Here is a 16,015-nt window from a genome sequence, read left to right as displayed (position 1 = left end):
GTTCAGGCCGGTTGGGCAGCGGGATCGATCTCGACCCGGTCCCGGCCGGCCGTCTTGGCCCGGTACAGCGCGGCGTCCGCGCGGCGAGCCGCGTCGTCCAGCGCTTCGTCCCGGCCAAGGAGCGCCACGCCGATGCTGACCGACGGACGAATCACTTCCGACCCGGTGTGAACTTCCAGCCTCGAGCAGGCGTCGCGAAGCGACTCGGCGCAGCGGTTCGCGCGGCCGATGTCGGTGTCCGGCAGCAGCACCTGGAACTCCTCGCCGCCGACGCGTGCGACCACGGCCTCCGGCCCGGCGCGCCGGGTCAGTTCCCAGGCGATCATGCGGAGCACGCGATCACCCGCCGCGTGGCCGTGGCGATCGTTGACCGCCTTGAACCGGTCGATGTCGAGCGCGAGCACCGCCGAGGTGCTCGTGGCCGCCCGCCGGGCGCGCATCTCGTCGGCCGCCTGGGCGAGGCCGCGGCGGTTCAGCAGTCCGGTGAGCCAGTCGGTGCGGGCCTGGTCGGCGTGGCCGCAGGCCAGCTGCGCGTACTGGAGGGCCAGGGCGCCGACGGCCAGTGCCAGCAGGAACAGCATCGAACCGACGCTGAACAGCACGCCGTGGTACCCGGGCGGGACCCGTGCGGCGTTCGGCAGAAGCTCCACGAGGCTGCCGTAGGCCCAGAACAGCAGCAGGGCATAGGCGACCGTGCAGGCGCGCAGCACGCGGTAGATACCGGCCATTTCCCGGCGCGGCGCGGACGCCAGCACGGCCTGCAGGACCGCCAGGAAGATCAGCTGGCTCGACGCGGTGAGCAGAATTCGCCAGCGCGCGATCGGCATCCACCATTCCCACACCAGCAGGCTGACGGCCGGGATCGCGACGATCAGGGCAACGAGGCCATACCGCACGGGCCGGTGACCGAAGCGCCAGAAGCCCACCAGGAAGCAGGCCGAGCTCACGCCGAGCGTGAGGTGATTGGCCGCGGTGATCAGACTGTCCAGGGGCGCGTAGCGGACCAGGTAGAACAGCAGGCTGATGCCGTGCAGTGCGAGACCGGCGGCCCACCAGTGCGTGCCCGCCCGCTGCTCCTGGCGGCTGCCGGTCCAGATGATCAGGCCGGCGAGCGTCAACTGGATGATTGCCCGGGCCAGCGCCAGGGTGGACGTGTCGATGGCCGGAAACACCGCCCCGTTCATCGCCGGGCCGCCCGGGGCTGCGGTTCGACGAGCGCCGGCGACCCGCCGACCAGGCGGGGTTCGGGCTCGAGTCGGATTCCGAAGCGCTCTTCGACCGCGCCGACGATCCGGTCGATGAGTCGAAGGAGATCCTCGGCGTGCGCGTTGCCGTGGTTGACCAGAACCAGCGCGTGATTGGCGTAGACGCCGGCGTCGTTGATCCGCTCGCCGCGGAACCCGAGCCGGTCGATCATCCAGCCGGCGGCCAGTTTGACCGCGCCGCCGGACAGGGTCCAGTGCGGCAGCTCGGGCTCGTCGTCGAGCAGGTCGCGGGCCACGGCCGGGTCGACGATCGGGTTCTTGAAGAAGCTTCCGGCGTTGGCCAGGCGCGCCGGATCGGGCAGGCGGTGGCGACGCAGCCGCAGAATGGTCGCGACCAGCTGGCGGGCATCGGGTCGCGCGATACCGCCGCGGTCCAGGGCGCCGCGCAGGCTTGCGTAGGAGAGGTCCGGATCGAAACTGCGCGAAAGCCGGAGCACGACCTCGGTGATCAGGTACCGGTCGGGTTCGCCGGACTTGAAGCGACTGTCGCGGTAGCGAAAGCCGCAGTCGTCGCGGCCGAAGCGCAGCCAGCGACACCGCTCGCGATCCCAGGCCGTGAGCCCCTCGAAGACCCGGTCCAGCTCGATCCCGTAGGCGCCGATGTTCTGGATCGGCGCGGCGCCGACACTGCCGGGGATGAGGGCGAGATTCTCGATGCCGTGCAGCCCTTCGTCCAGGCAGCGCCGGACCAGTCCGTGCCAGGACTCCCCGGCCGCGGCGAAGACGCGCACCGCATCGCCGCCGGCGGATTCGAAGCGGAGGCCGCGGATCCGGTTCAACAGCACGCGCCCGGGCCAGTCGGCGAGGAACACGGTGTTCGAGCCGCCGCCGAGGATCAGGTCGGAGCCGGACGTCGGATCCGGAAGGGCGGGAATCTGCTCCGGGTGCTCGAGAACGACCAGTTCGTGGGCGGCCGCCGGGAGGCGGAAGGTCGACAGCGCGCCGAGGCGCTCCGGGCCGGGCGCTTCAGGCACCGGTCGAGGCCTGCGTCCACGCGTCGATGCATTCGCGGATCAGTGCCGGGCCGCGATAGATGAAGCCGGTGTAGACCTGCACCAGGTCGGCACCCGCCGCGCGCTTCGCGGCGGCGTGCGCGCCTCGCGTGATGCCGCCGAGGCCGATGATCGGGCGATCGCCGCCGAGGACGTCGCGCGCGGTCTCCAGCACGCGGTTCGCGGGTTCGAGCAGCGGTGCGCCGCTCAGTCCGCCCGCCTCATCCGCATGGCGATCGCCAGCCACCGCGTCGCGGGACAGGGTGGTGTTGGTCGCGATCAGCCCGTCGACGGTCGACCCGGCGATGACCTCCAGCGACGGGACCAGGGCGTCGGCGGCCCAGTCCGGAGCGATCTTGACCAGGATCGGCCGCGACGAACCGTGCTCGGCATCGAGCGCGTCGCGGGCGGCGGTCAGTTCATCGAGCAGCTCGCGCAGCGGGCCGGTGTCCTGCAGCGCACGGAGGTTCGCGGTATTCGGCGACGAGATGTTGATCGTGACGTAGTCGCAGTGCGGGTAGACCCGTTCGAGGCAGAAGCGGTAGTCGCCCGCCGCTTCGTCGACGGGCGTGTCCTTCTGCTTGCCGATGTTCGCACCGACCGGGCCGCGAAAACGGCGCGCCCGGAGCCGTTCGACCAGGTGGTCGACCCCCTTGTTGTTGAACCCGAGCCGATTGATCAGGGCCTCGTGGTCGGTCAGGCGGAACATCCGCGGCTTCGGGTTGCCGGGCTGCGGCTTCGGCGTGACCGTGCCGACCTCGATGAATCCGAAACCGAGCTGACCCAGGGCGTCGATGTAGTCGCCGTTCTTGTCCAGGCCTGCGGCGAGTCCGACCGGGTTCGGAAAGCGCAGGCCGAGCAGATCCACCGGGGCGTCGACGGGACAGCCGGCCACGAGACGAGGCAGGCCGACCGCTCGGCCGATCCGGAGCGCATTCAGGGCAACGTCGTGCGCGGTTTCCGGAGGAAGCGCGAACAGGCCGTTTCGAAGCCAGGCGTACACGGAATCAGAGACCGACGCCGCCGACGAAGAACATCGCCAGCAGGCCGAGCAGGCCCGCGGCCAGCGCCACGCCGAGCACGACCAGCACCACGATCGCCAGTCCGCCGAGCGCGCCCGCCAGCAGGGCCAGGCCGATCCAGAACGCCGCCACGATCACGATCAGGCCGATCTGCAGCCAGCCGAGGATCAGGCCGGCTCGAGCCAGGTTGGTGCCCGACGGCTGCGCGGCAGATCTGCGGATCTGGCCCAGCGCGGCATGGCCGGCCACGATCGCGACCAGGGAACCGAGAATCGGAAAGGCGACCCAGGCCAGGACGCCGCAAATCAGGCTGAGCAGCGCCAGCGGGTGCGTGTCGTTCGAGGATGGCGTCGAGTGGTCGGTCACGATCGGCCTCGCGGGAGGGAATCGACCCGGCCGCGCGGCGCGGCCGGGTGCTCCGGATTGTAACGTCCCCGATCCGGATTCCGATCCGGATTCCGATCCCGGTCCCGGCGATGCCGGTCCCGGGTCGGGGGACCGACATTACAGGTCGAACTTGATGCCCTGGGCCAGCGGCAGCTCGGTCGAGTGGTTGATGGTGTTGGTCTGGCGGCGCATGTAGGCCTGCCAGGCATCGGAGCCCGATTCGCGCCCGCCGCCGGTTTCCTTCTCGCCACCGAAGGCTCCACCGATCTCGGCGCCCGAGGTGCCGATGTTGACGTTGGCAATCCCGCAGTCCGAGCCGAGGTGTCCGAGGAAGTACTCGGCGTTGCGGAGGTCGGTGGTGAAGATCGCCGACGAGAGGCCCTGGCGCACGTCGTTGTGCATGGCCATGGCGTCCTCGAGCTTGCTGTAGGTCATGACGTAGAGGATCGGTGCGAAGGTTTCTTCCTGCACGATGTCCCAGTGGTTCTCGGCGCGCACGATGGCCGGTTCGACGAAGAAGCCGTCCCGGTCGAGCTGCTTGCCGCCGGTCAGGACTTCGCCGCCGGCCGCCTTCGCGGCCTCCAGCGCGTCCAGGTACCGATCGACGGCGGCCTGGTCCGTCAGGGGCCCCATCAGCGTGCCTTCGTCGAGCGGATCGCCGATCGGCACCTGCTTGTAGGCGTCGACCAGCGTTGCGATGACGTCGTCGGCGATCGACTCGTGCAGGAACAGGCGTCGCGTCGACGTGCACCGCTGGCCGGCCGTGCCGACGGCGCCGAACACGATGGCCGGCACGGCCAGCTTCAGATCGGCGGTCTCGTCGACGATCATCGCGTTGTTGCCGCCGAGTTCGAGCAGGCTCTTGCCCATGCGCGCGGCCACGCGTTCGCCGACCATCCGTCCGACCTGGCTGGAGCCGGTGAACGACATCAGGTCGACCCGCTTGTCGTCGATGAACTTCTGCGACAGCTCGTGGCCGTTCTCCATGAAGCTGGTGAAGATCGGCGGGAAGTCCGTGCCCTCCAGCGCTTCGTTGGCGATGTTCTGGACCGCCGCGCAGCAGAGCACGCCCTTCGGCGACGGCTTCCATACGGTGGCGTTGCCGCAGACCGCCGAGAGCAGCGCGTTCCAGGCCCAGACCGCGACCGGGAAGTTGAACGCCGTGGCAACGCCGACGACGCCCAGCGGATGCCACTGCTCGTACATCCGGTGGCCGGGACGTTCCGAGTGCATGGTCTTGCCGTACAGCATCCGCGACTGGCCGACCGCGAAGTCGCCGATATCGATCATTTCCTGCACTTCACCATCGCCCTCGGGCTTGATCTTGCCCATCTCCATCGAGACGAGGCTGCCCAGCGGGTCCTTGTACTTGCGCAGGGCTTCGGTCACCAGGCGCACGGCTTCGCCGCGCTGGGGGGCCGGAACCTGGCGCCAGGCCTTCGCGGTTTCCACGGCCTGGTCCATGACGCGCTCGTAGTCGGCCTCCGACGCGGCGTGAACGCGCGCGATCACCTCACCGGTCGACGGGTTGATCGATTCGATCGTGCCGGCATCGGTAGTGGTCGACCACTGGCCGGGTCCGAAACAGGCTCCCGGGTTTTCGGCCTTCAGGCCAAGAGCTTCGAGGATCGTGCTGGCGCGCTGGTTCATGCGGGCTCCTTTGCAAGTCGTGAATGAGTCGGTTGAATTCGGTTCGTGGTCCGGCTCGCCGGCGCTCGACGTTGCGAGTCCTGCGTGCGCTCCGCCTTCCAGCCGCGGCGACCGGCGAGAATCGGCGGTCGGACACGCGGCGTGCCGTCCGGACCCGGAATTGCGGGCGCGCGTCGGCGGCCGCGTCAGCCGGCCATTATCGCATCAACGGGACGCGCCTGCTCCGGCGCCGGCGGTCAGTGTTCCGCGAGCCAGTCGCCGGTGCGCCGGGCCAGCAGCTCGAGAACCGCCTGGGTCCCACGGACCACCTCGGCCACCGACGCCGAGTCGATCGCTTCGGCGTGGTCGAAGGACAGCCGGCCCACCCGGTCGGCGGAGGCACTCTCGTACAGGCGTGCATCGGCCTGGGCTGCGACGGCGAGCGATCCGGAGGCGTCGCGGGCGATCTCGAAGCGGCGCAGATCGATGACCAGCGTCCGGTCGGAGCCGCTGGCGCTGGCGCCGACCTGGGCCAGCACCTCGGCGTCGCGGAGATAGCGGACCAGTGCGGTCCGGACCAGCTCCGGGGCCGGCGCGACCCAGCGTGCGGTGGGGTGGACCTGGAGTTGTCCGTCGGGGGTGCGAACGAGAACGCGTGCGGAATCTCGGACCGGGTCCGTCTCCGGTCGGGCGATGTTCAGCGTCCAGGGGCGGGACGCCCCGTGCCGGCCGGGTTCGACCTCCAGCCGCGGGTCGACCAGGTGGACCGGCTCGTTTTCGGGCAGGATCGAGCAGCCGCCCAGGCCGAGGATCGCGCCGAGAAGCAGGGCCAGGGACAGGGACGGTATCGCTCGCGCCCCGCCTATCGGGAACCGTCCGGCGAAGCGGGCCGCGTCGCGAACATGCATCGAAGGGGTCATTGGATCGGGAACTCCTCGGGTTGCTCGCCGCCGAGCAGGAAGCGGGCGGGGTCCTGTTCGATCTGCCGGACGAGGTCCGACAAGCGTCGGACCAGCTGGCGGATATCTTCCAGTCCGCCGCCGAGCTGGCGCATGCCGACACCCCCGATGCGACTGAGCTCGTCCTGGTTGCTGGCCACGATCCGGTCGAGGCGGCCGGTCAAGGACTCGAGATTGGCGAGGGTGCGTTCGAGCTGGCCCCGAAGCTCCGGAAGCCCTTCGACCAGCCCGCGATCGATCTGCGCCACCGCGCCATCGACGCGCGCGATGGTCGCGTCGAGCCGATCGATCAGCTCGGGCAGGACCTGTCCGGCTTCGGCGGCGCCGGCCAGCAGCCGGTTCAGGTCGCTTTGCGGATCGTTCAGCGTCGCGCTGAAGCGTTCGACCTGGACCAGGGTCTCGCGGACCCGGTCCAGGTTGGACTCGTCGAACAGTTCGCCAAGCTGGTTCATGATGCGGTTGGCGGTGACCACGATGCCTTCGGAGGATTCGACCAGCCGGTTCAGCGGTGAGACCCGCGATTCGATCCGCGGCAGACCCCGTCGCTGCGCCTCGAGCAAGGGCGCATCGGGCGAGCCCCCGGTGAGCTGGATGACGGCGGTCCCCGTCAGGCCCGTCAGGCGCAGGGTGGCGACCGTGTCGCGGTGGATGGGTACCGCGCCCTCGATCTCGACCACGACCCGGACCTGGCGCACGTCGCCGGGGTAGAGCTCGATATCGGCGACCCGGCCGACGTTGACTCCGTTGTAGACCACCGAGCTGCCCTCGGACAGCCCCATCACCGAGTCCTCGAACAGGATCTCGTAGCGGTCCCAGGCCTTGTCGGTCGCGAAGCGCGCCGTGAACAGGCCGAACACCACCGCGGCCAACGCGACCACGACGGTGAATGCTCCGATGATGACGAAATTGGCTCGCGTTTCCATCCGGGACCTTCTAGTGACGGCCGTGCTGTGCGGCGCGCGCACGCGCACCGTGGAAGTATGCCTCGATCCACGGGTGGTCAAGACCTTCGATCTCCTCCAGTGGTGCGGCGGCCAGGACGCGGTGATCGGCCAGGACCGCCACCCGGTCGGTGATCGCGTACAGCGTATCGAGATCGTGGGTGATCAGGAAGACGGTGAGCTCCAGCGCCTGCTGGAGCGTGCGCAGCAGGCGGTCGAACTCGGCCGCGCCGATCGGGTCCAGGCCGGCGGTCGGTTCGTCGAGGAACAGGAGCTCCGGCTCCAGGGCCAGCGCACGGGCGAGGGCGACCCGTTTCCGCATGCCGCCGGACAGTTCGGACGGCATCTTGGCGCAGGTCGATTCCGGCAGTCCGGCGAGCTGGATCTTCGACCGGGCCAGGTCGCGTCGAAGCTGGAGGGGTAGATCGGGCTGGTGCGTCTGCAGCGGAAGCTCGACGTTTTCCTGCACGGTCAGGGACGAAAACAGCGCGCCGTCCTGGAACAGTACGCCGGCCCGCCGGGCAAGCTGCTGCTGCGCCGCATCGGAACCGTCCATGGGCGCGCCGAAGACCTCGATGCGACCGGCGGTCGGCTTGCGAAGCCCGAGGATGCACCGCATGAGGACCGACTTCCCGGTCCCCGAGCCGCCAACGACGCCGAGGATCTCGCCGGGGCGGACGTCGAGGTCGAGCCCGCGATGCACGACATCGTCGCCGAAGCGATTGTCCAGGCCGCGAACGCGGACGAGCGGGTCGGGCGCGTCGCTCACCACCCCATCTCCATGAACCAGACCGCGGCGAACGCATCGAGCACGATCACCATGGTCAGGCTGCGGACGACGGCCGTCGTGGTGTGCTCGCCGACCGATTGCGCGGTACCGCTCACCCGCAGGCCTTCGAGGCAGCCAATGAGGGCGATGACGAAGGCGAACAGCGGCGCCTTGATCATCCCGACCAGGTAGTGCTGCAGCGTTAGCGTCTGCTGGACGCGCTCGATGTAGAGGGCGAGATTGATGTCCAGCGAAACCACCGACACCACGAGTCCGCCGAACAGGCCGGCCAGCGTGGCGAGAAAGGTCAGCAAGGGCAGCGCGATCAGCAGCGCGACCAGGCGCGGCAGGACCAGCACGTCGACCGTATCGAGGCCGAGGGTGCGGATCGCATCGATCTCCTCGCGCGACTTCATCATGCCGATCTGGGCGCAGAACGCGCTCGCGGTGCGTCCCGCGAGCAGGATCGCGGTCAGCAGAACGCCGAACTCGCGGGCGAACGCGAAGGCGACCAGGTCGACGACGAACAGTTCGGCACCGAAGTCGCGCAGGACCGTGGCACCGAGGAAGGCGATCACCGCGCCGATCAGCGAGGCCAGCAGGACCAGCAGCGGGGCGGCGTCGAGGCCGGTCTGTTCGACGTGGTAGACCACCGAGGTCAGTCGCAGGCGGGCCGGACGCAGCGCGGTCCTGGCCAACCGGTGCATGACCAGGCCGAGGAACCCGAGCAGCTCGCGGGTGGCCTGCAGGATGCCCGCCACCGCGCGGCCGATGCGCTCGAGGACCTGGCGCCACTGGGCGTCCACGTCCGGGGCGGCCGCCGGCCGGTCGTCGCAGGCCGAGTCCACGGATTCGAACACCCGCTGCCAGCGCTCGGGCAGGCCGGCGCGGGCACCTCCGTGCTCGCAGCGCAGCGTCAGCCGTTCCAGCAGCAGCGCACCGGATGCATCGAGACGAGTGATCCCGCTGAAGTCCAGGCGCGCCGCCCGGCGAGCGGCCCGTTCGACCGGTTCGACCAGGTCGGTCGCATGGGGCAGGGTCCAGTCCCCGATCGCGCGCAGCACGGTCGAGCCGTCGTCGTCCTCGATCCGCAGTTCCGGTGCGCCGGACGAGCGAGCCTCATCCACCATCGGCGACCTCCAGCAGGTCCTCGTCCTGGTAGTGGGGGTTGTTGACGCGGGTCGTGACCGGGTGGGCGCGCAGCGAACCGTCCGGCGGTGGCCGCACGACCGCCTGTGCGTCGTCCTCGCTTCCCTCGAGCCAGGCCCCGATCGACGGGCCGTCGAGCAGCACCGGCGCGCGATGGTGGCCGATGTCGCGAAGCAGGGCGTTCGGACTCGTGGTGACAATGGTGCAGCTTTCCATCGTCTCGTCGTTGCCGGTCGGACTACGGTCCCACAGGCCGGCCAGGGCAAGGATCGGCGCGTCGGTCGGCAGCACCCGCCAGGGCTGCCGCGGCCGCGTTCGCTGGTCCCATTCGTAGAACCAGCTGAGCAGGATCACGCATCGCTGGCCGCGCTTCCAGGCCGTGCGGAAGGTCGGCTTGCCGGTCACGGTCTCGGCAAACGGCGTATCGGGCTCGCTCCGGCAATTGGCGGTCGAGAACTTGGGCAGGTCGCCCTTGAGCCAGTAGGGCACGAGGGGCCAGACCAGCGAATCGACCCGGCGTTCTCCCTCGGCGCTGCGAACGGCCGGCAGCGTCCGCCAGTCGACGCCGTCGCGGCTCCGCGTGCTCGGTGCGATGTTGAGGCGGCGCTCGCCGCCGTCCGGGGGGGCACCGGCAAGCGACAGGTAGCGCCACACGGTGCGCCAGTCGAAGTCCAGTCCTCCCCGGCCGCACATGGTCGGTCTCCCGCGCTCGATCCTGGCCGTGATTGTAGCGAAGGCGCCGCGCCGGGCCTCGCCGTTGAATCGTGCTGTGGGCATCGACACGCGGCGGTTTCAGGGGGTATAATTGAGGGCTTGCTGTACCAAACAAGCCGGACTGCAGCTCGTGGGCACGGAAAGCGTGGCCCGGGTTCGAGGGTCGCCAGACCCGTCGACCGAGCCGCCGCTGCAGCGAAGGCATCGATGAAAACTGCGACCTGATTCACGAGGAGTTGCACATGCCCAAGATGAAATCCAACCGGGGCGCTGCGAAGCGGTTCCGCAAGACCGGCAGCGGGCGCATCAAGCGCAAGCACGCCTTCCACAGCCACATCCTGACCAAGAAGGACACCAAGCGCAAGCGTCGCCTGCGCTCGACGTCGTTGGTCGCGAAGGCCGATGAAAAGGCCATTCGCAAGATGCTTCCCAAGCTCTAAGGAGAACGAGACATGGCACGAGTAAAACGTGGAGTGGTTGCACGCCGTCGTCACCGCAAGGTCCTGAGTCGCGCCAAGGGCTATTACGGCGCACGCCGCAAGGTCTTTCGCGTCGCCAAGCAGGCGGTCATCAAGGCCGGTCAGTACGCCTACCGCGATCGCCGTCAGCGCAAGCGCGATTTCCGTTCGCTGTGGATCCAGCGCATCAACGCTGCGGCCCGCGAGCACGGCCTGTCCTACAGCCGGTTCATCAACGGGCTGAAGCGGGCCGAGATCGAGATCGATCGCAAGATGCTGGCCGAGCTGGCTGTCAACGACAAGGTCGCGTTCAAGACCCTGGCCGAGAAAGCACAGGCTCAGCTGTCCTGATCGGGCGGCCTTGCAGCCGTGGCCGCACCCGATCTTGATTCCATGCGCAGCTCCGCCCTGGCCGACGTGGCCGGGGCGGAGTCTTCGCGTGCGCTCGACGACGTCCGGGTCGCCTGGCTCGGAAAGAAGGGGCGGCTGACCGCCGAGCTCAAGGCGCTGGGCGGCCTGCCGGCCGACCAGCGGCGCGAGGTCGGCCAGGCCGTCAACGCGCTGAAGCAGGACCTCGCCCAGGCCATCGAGGCGCGCAAGGCCGACCTCGATCGCGCCGCCCTGGACGCTCGCCTTGCCGAGGAAACGCTGGACGTGACGCTGCCCGGACGGGCGGTCGATCCCGGCGGGCCGCATCCGGTCTCGCGGGCGATGTCCCGAATCCTCGAGATCTTCCGCGGACTGGGCTTCGCGGTCGCCGATGGGCCGGAAGTCGAGGACGACTACCACAATTTCGAGGCCCTGAACTTTCCGGAGCATCACCCGGCCCGGGCGATGCACGACACGTTCTACCTGCCCGATGGGCGTCTGCTTCGCACGCACACGTCGCCGGTCCAGGTCCGGGTGATGAAGGAGCAGGCGCCGCCGGTCCGGATCGTCGCGCCGGGGCGCGTGTTCCGGAGCGATTCGGACCAGACCCACACCCCGCAGTTCCACCAGGTCGAAGGCCTGCTGGTCGACGAGGACGTCACCTTCGCCGACCTGAAGGGCCTGCTGGCCGCGTTCGTCAACGAGTTCTTCGAAGACGACCTCGAGATGCGGCTCCGTCCGTCGTATTTCCCGTTCACCGAGCCGTCGGCCGAGGTCGACATCCGTTGGCGCAACGCCGACGGAAGCGCTGGGCGCTGGCTCGAGGTCCTGGGCTGCGGCATGGTCCACCCGAACGTCCTGACCCACTGTGGCGTCGATGCCGAGCGCTACACCGGCTACGCGTTCGGGCTGGGGGTGGAACGGTTCGCCATGCTTCGCTACCGGGTCGACGACCTTCGCCTGTTCTTCGACAACGACGTGCGATTCCTGGCCCAGTTCCGCTGAGCGGGCCGGGCACGCACTCCGAATCCTGGAGACGTTTCCATGCGTTTCAGCTATGAATGGCTCAGCGACTGGGTCCGGAGCGGCCGGACGGCCGAGCAGGCCGCCGAGCGGCTGACCGCGGCCGGCCTCGAGGTCGACGACCTGGTCCGGCTCGGTGATGGGCTCGACGGAGTCGTCGTCGGCCGGATCGCGGCCTGCGAGCCGCACCCGGACGCCGATCGCCTGCGGGTCTGCACCGTCGATGTCGGTGCCGACGAGCCGTTGGGCATCGTCTGCGGAGCGCCGAATGCGCGCGAGGGCCTGGTCGCGCCGGTCGCCACGATCGGGAGCCGGCTGCCCAACGGCATGAAGATCAAGGCTGCCAAGCTGCGCGGCGTGGCCTCGGCGGGCATGTTGTGCTCGGCGCCCGAGCTGGGTCTCGGCGAGGGTGCCTCGGGCCTGCTCGAGCTCGCCGGCGACCTGCAGCCCGGGCGACCGCTCGCCGACGCCCTGGGCTTGCCGGACCACGTCATCGAACTGGATCTAACGCCGAACCGGGCCGACTGCCTGTCGATTCGCGGCATCGCGCACGAGCTGGCGGCCCTCGAAGGGGCCGAGCTCACGCCGCCCGCGCTGGGAGCAGTCGATGCGGTCGGTGACCGCGAACTGCCGATCGAGCTGGGCGACCCTGCGGGCTGCCCGCGCTACGTCGGACGGGTCATCGAGGGGGTCGATCCGACCGCGCAGACGCCGCCGTGGATGGTCCAGCGCCTGGAGCGCTGCGGAATCCGCAGCCTCGGTCCGATCGTCGATGTGACCAACTACGTCCTGCTCGAACTCGGCCAGCCGATGCACGCGTTCGATCTGGATTGCCTCGAGGGCGGAATCCGTGTGCGCCGCGCCGAAGCTGGCGAGACGCTGGAGCTGCTCAACGAACAGCGCATCGAGCTCGACGACGAATTGCTGGTCATCGCCGACCACACCGGTCCGGTCGCCCTGGCCGGCATCATGGGTGGTCAGCCCAGCGCCGTGACCGATTCGACCCGCGATATCCTGCTCGAATCGGCCTGGTTCGCGCCGGCGGTGATCACCGGCAAGGCGCGCCGCTTCGGCCTCGCCACCGACTCCTCGCACCGCTTCGAGCGCGGCGTGGACCCGGAGCTGCAGGCTGTCGCGCTCGAGCGCGCGACCGCGCTGATCCTCGACATTGCAGGTGGAACGCCCGGTCCGACGATCGATGTCCGATCGGACGCCCATCGGCCTGTGCAGCCGGCCATCGAGCTTCGCCCCGATCGCGTGAATCGCCTGCTCGGGACGGACCTGGTGCGTGAGGACATGCTCGACGTCCTGCGCCGTCTCGGCATGCAGATCGACGAGGGTTCCGACGATGAGCGTGTCACGGTTCGCCCGCCGTCGCGGCGGCGAGACCTGGAAATCGAGGTCGACCTGATCGAAGAGATCGCCCGCGTGGTGGGCTACGACCGGCTGCCGACCCGGGCGCCCGGCGGCCGGCTCCGTGCCGCGGCGCCCAGCGAGCGCTCGACCCCGCTGTCCGTGATCGACCATTCTCTCCAGGCGCGCGGATTCCGGGAAATCATCAGCTGGAGCTTCGTTCCGCGCGAGTCGCTGGAGCGACTGGGCCTGGACGAGCGCGCCCAACCGCTGGCCAATCCCTTGAGTCGCGACATGGCGGTGCTGCGCACCAGCCTGCTTCCCGGGCTCATCGCGACCGCGTCGTCCAACCTGCGCCACCAGCTCCGCCGCCTGCGCCTGTACGAGACCGGTCACGTGTTCGAAGCGGGCCGGGACGGCGACTCCTTCGTGGAGACCCGCCGCCTGGGCCTGGCGATGGCCGGGGACGCGGTCCCCGAGGCGTGGCACGTCGAGCGCCGCGCGGTGGATTTCTTCGACCTCAAGGGCGAAGTCGAACAGTTGTTCGCGCTGGCCGGTCAGGCACCGGAATCGCTCGAAGTCGGTCCGGACCATCGCCCGTGGCTCCACCCGGGCCAGGGCGCGTCGATCGCGATCGATGGACGGTCGGCGGGCTGGATGGGGCAGCTCCATCCCGCGCTGGCCGATGCGTTCGAACTGGACCTTCCGCTGTTCGTTGCCGAGATCGATCTCGAACCCCTCCAGCGCCGCGAGCTGCCGGAATACGCCGGACTGGCGCGCTTTCCGTCGGTCCGGCGCGATCTGGCGCTGGCCGTTCCGGACGAGCTGTCGGCTGCCGATCTCGTCGCTGCGGTCCGTTCGGCCGCCGGTCCGCTGCTGGCCGAATGCAGGATATTCGACACGTACCGCGGAAAGGGGATAGAATCGGGCTTCAAAGGGATCGCTATAGGCTTGATTCTTCGCGATGTTTCGCGCACCCTTACCGATGGCGACGCCGATGGGGTCGTCGACGGGGTGATCAAGACCCTGAAGGAAGCGCACGGAGTGATGCTGAGAGGGTAAGCAATGGCATTGACCAAGGCCGACCTGGCCAACAGTCTGTTCGAGGAAGTGGGGCTGAACAAGCGCGAGGCAAAGGAGTTCGTCGATGCCTGGTTCGAAGCCATCCGTGACGCACTCGAGGCCGGCGACAACGTCAAGTTGTCGGGCTTCGGCAATTTCCAGTTGCGCGACAAGCGCCAGCGACCCGGGCGAAATCCGAAGACCGGCGAGGAGATTCCGATCTCCGCACGACGCGTCGTGACGTTCAAGCCGGGACAGAAACTGCGCGGAAGGGTGGAGGCCTATGCTGGATCCGGGGAGTAATCAGGAACTGCCGCCGATTCCGGCGAAGCGGTACTTCACCATCGGCGAGGTCAGCGAGCTCTGCGCGGTCAAGCCGCACGTTCTGCGTTACTGGGAGCAGGAGTTTCCGCAGCTCAAGCCGGTCAAGCGGCGTGGAAACCGTCGCTACTACCAGCGTCATGACGTGATCATGATCCGCCAGATCCGCAGCCTGCTCCACGAGCAGGGGTTCACCATTCTCGGCGCGCGCCAGCGCCTGGAAGGCGAGGCGGCCCAGTCCGACGTCTCGCGCAGCCAGCAGCTGGTGCGGCAGGTTCGAAGCGAACTGGAAGACATTCTCCAGGTGCTTCGCCGCTGACGCGGTGCCTGTCCAGCCGGTATAATCCACGCCCGGTACGACGATACGGATCGTCGCAGAAGTTCGACCCCGCAGTTTCCGGTCGGAGCGTAGCGCAGCCTGGTAGCGCACCACAATGGGGTTGTGGGGGTCGCGAGTTCGAATCTCGCCGCTCCGACCACTTTTCACTCGCGCCGGCCGCCCCCGGGCCGCGCGCCGGGACGGGTTGAAATTCCCTGTCCGAAGGCTCACCTGACGTTGATCGGGCGTCGCCATACTCGCAGCTCAACGGCGACCGGCCGTGCCCTTGGATCACCCAGGATCGCAGACATGAAGAGCAAGTCACAGGTCGTATCGATGCCCGACATCGCTTCGCAGCCGAACACGCAGGCTGCGGGCGCACTGGACTGGGTCGGGATGAACGAGATCGAGATCCCGATCCGTCTGGCGGCCGGGGGCGCAGGCGACATTCGTTGTCCGGCCCGGGTCAGTGCCTTCGTGAACCTGGCCCGTCCCGAAGTGCGAGGCATCCACATGTCGCGCCTCTACCTGCATCTCGACCGGACACTGGCCGAGCACAGCGTCACCCCGATGTCGCTGCATCATCTCCTGCGGGACTTTCTCGAATCCCATGCGGATTTGAGCACGCGTGCCATGGTCCGGATCGACTTCGAGTACCAGGTCCGCCGTCCCGCACTGGCCAGCGACAACGCCGGCTGGCGTTCGTACCCGTTCAGCATCATCGCGACGCTGGATGGGCGCCAGTTCGATGTCGAAGTGGCCTTCGAGGTGACCTATTCCAGTACCTGCCCCTGCTCGGCGGCGCTTGCCCGCCAGCTGATCCAGCAGCAGTTCGAGAAGGATTTCGATGCCGACCGCCCGCTGGACCGCGCCGACGTGCTGGAATGGCTGGGCAGCGAGAACGGCATCATGGCCACGCCGCACAGCCAGCGCTCGATCGCCGATGTCCGGGTCCGCTTCGCACCGGGCTTCCAGGCGTTCCCGTTCGACGAGTTGATCGACACGCTGGAGAACGCGTTGAAGACGCCGGTGCAGACCGCGGTCAAGCGCGAGGACGAGCAGGAGTTCGCCCGCTTGAATGGCCAGAACCTGATGTTCTGCGAAGACGCCGGGCGTCGTGTACAGGGCGCCCTCGACGCTCACGACCGGATCGTCGATTTCTGGGCCCGTTGCCGTCACTTCGAGAGCCTGCATCCGCACAACGCCGTCGCGATCGTCACCAAGGGCGTCGACGGCGGCTACAAGCCGATCGACGGTTACCCCGAAGGCTGGGATTGATGCGA

The 16,015-nt window shown here is 68.8% G+C and carries 17 protein-coding genes and 1 tRNA gene; 8 read left to right on the top strand and 10 right to left on the bottom strand.

Annotation, left to right across the window (positions count from 1 at the left end; genetic code table 11):
* Positions 1-2: 2 nt before the first annotated feature.
* From KUV67_00665 to KUV67_00620, 10 genes are all read right to left on the bottom strand, one after another.
* Positions 3-1,184 (bottom strand): GGDEF domain-containing protein, encoded by a 1,182-nt coding sequence (locus KUV67_00665; GenBank protein ID MBY6203387.1) that lies wholly within the window; start codon positions 1,182-1,184, stop codon positions 3-5.
* A complete protein-coding gene (murB, locus tag KUV67_00660; protein MBY6203386.1) occupies positions 1,181-2,239 on the bottom strand; it encodes a UDP-N-acetylmuramate dehydrogenase in 1,059 nt (352 codons plus the stop codon). The genes KUV67_00665 and murB overlap by 4 nt, the downstream gene beginning before the upstream one ends.
* A complete protein-coding gene (locus KUV67_00655; protein ID MBY6203385.1) occupies positions 2,232-3,260 on the bottom strand; it encodes a quinone-dependent dihydroorotate dehydrogenase in 1,029 nt (342 codons plus the stop codon). Before KUV67_00655 ends, murB begins: the two co-directional genes overlap by 8 nt.
* Positions 3,261-3,264: 4 nt before the next feature.
* Entirely contained in the window at positions 3,265-3,645 is a 381-nt protein-coding gene (locus tag KUV67_00650; GenBank protein MBY6203384.1) for a DUF4190 domain-containing protein, read from the bottom strand.
* Positions 3,646-3,783: 138 nt separating this feature from the next.
* Entirely contained in the window at positions 3,784-5,316 is a 1,533-nt protein-coding gene (locus tag KUV67_00645) for an aldehyde dehydrogenase family protein (protein ID MBY6203383.1), read from the bottom strand.
* Positions 5,317-5,552: 236 nt separating this feature from the next.
* Positions 5,553-6,203 carry a membrane integrity-associated transporter subunit PqiC gene (locus KUV67_00640; GenBank protein MBY6203382.1) on the bottom strand — a complete coding sequence of 217 codons (651 nt, stop codon included), beginning with the start codon at positions 6,201-6,203 and terminating at the stop codon, positions 5,553-5,555.
* An 8-nt stretch (positions 6,204-6,211) separates the two neighbouring features.
* Complete coding sequence (locus KUV67_00635; GenBank protein ID MBY6203381.1) at positions 6,212-7,177, bottom strand: MCE family protein; 966 nt, start codon at positions 7,175-7,177, stop codon at positions 6,212-6,214.
* Positions 7,178-7,187: 10 nt separating this feature from the next.
* The gene (locus KUV67_00630; protein ID MBY6203380.1) at positions 7,188-7,967 is read right to left on the bottom strand and encodes an ATP-binding cassette domain-containing protein; all 780 of its coding nucleotides are present in this window, start codon (positions 7,965-7,967) and stop codon (positions 7,188-7,190) included.
* Positions 7,961-9,094: an ABC transporter permease gene (locus tag KUV67_00625; protein MBY6203379.1), complete on the bottom strand. Its 1,134-nt coding sequence runs from the start codon at positions 9,092-9,094 to the stop codon at positions 7,961-7,963. Before KUV67_00625 ends, KUV67_00630 begins: the two co-directional genes overlap by 7 nt.
* On the bottom strand, positions 9,084-9,890 hold the full coding sequence (locus KUV67_00620; protein ID MBY6203378.1) for an SOS response-associated peptidase: 807 nt from the start codon (positions 9,888-9,890) through the stop codon (positions 9,084-9,086). Before KUV67_00620 ends, KUV67_00625 begins: the two co-directional genes overlap by 11 nt.
* Before the next feature lie 179 nt (positions 9,891-10,069).
* Between KUV67_00620 and rpmI the strand changes: the two genes are divergently transcribed.
* The 8 genes from rpmI (at position 10,070) to folE2 (ending at position 16,010) form a co-directional block, all read left to right on the top strand.
* Entirely contained in the window at positions 10,070-10,267 is a 198-nt protein-coding gene (rpmI, locus tag KUV67_00615) for a 50S ribosomal protein L35 (GenBank protein ID MBY6203377.1), read from the top strand.
* Between the two features lie 12 nt (positions 10,268-10,279).
* On the top strand, positions 10,280-10,636 hold the full coding sequence (gene rplT, locus KUV67_00610; GenBank protein MBY6203376.1) for a 50S ribosomal protein L20: 357 nt from the start codon (positions 10,280-10,282) through the stop codon (positions 10,634-10,636).
* Between the two features lie 42 nt (positions 10,637-10,678).
* Positions 10,679-11,659 (top strand): phenylalanine--tRNA ligase subunit alpha, encoded by a 981-nt coding sequence (gene pheS / locus KUV67_00605; protein MBY6203375.1) that lies wholly within the window; start codon positions 10,679-10,681, stop codon positions 11,657-11,659.
* A 39-nt stretch (positions 11,660-11,698) separates the two neighbouring features.
* Complete coding sequence (pheT, locus tag KUV67_00600; protein MBY6203374.1) at positions 11,699-14,092, top strand: phenylalanine--tRNA ligase subunit beta; 2,394 nt, start codon at positions 11,699-11,701, stop codon at positions 14,090-14,092.
* Positions 14,093-14,095: 3 nt separating this feature from the next.
* Positions 14,096-14,395, top strand: a complete 300-nt coding sequence (locus tag KUV67_00595) for an integration host factor subunit alpha (protein ID MBY6203373.1) — start codon at positions 14,096-14,098, stop codon at positions 14,393-14,395.
* The gene (locus KUV67_00590) at positions 14,376-14,732 is read left to right on the top strand and encodes a MerR family transcriptional regulator (protein ID MBY6203372.1); all 357 of its coding nucleotides are present in this window, start codon (positions 14,376-14,378) and stop codon (positions 14,730-14,732) included. Before KUV67_00595 ends, KUV67_00590 begins: the two co-directional genes overlap by 20 nt.
* Positions 14,733-14,815: 83 nt before the next feature.
* Positions 14,816-14,892: transfer RNA gene (locus KUV67_00585), tRNA-Pro, on the top strand.
* Positions 14,893-15,041: 149 nt separating this feature from the next.
* On the top strand, positions 15,042-16,010 hold the full coding sequence (gene folE2 / locus KUV67_00580) for a GTP cyclohydrolase FolE2 (protein MBY6203371.1): 969 nt from the start codon (positions 15,042-15,044) through the stop codon (positions 16,008-16,010).
* Positions 16,011-16,015 lie beyond the last annotated feature (5 nt).

This window comes from Halomonas denitrificans (genome assembly GCA_019800895.1).
In the GTDB taxonomy this organism is placed as follows: Bacteria; Pseudomonadota; Gammaproteobacteria; order Xanthomonadales; family Wenzhouxiangellaceae.
The sequence above is the reverse complement of the archived record's forward strand: the minus strand, read 5'-3'. Positions and strand labels throughout refer to the sequence as shown.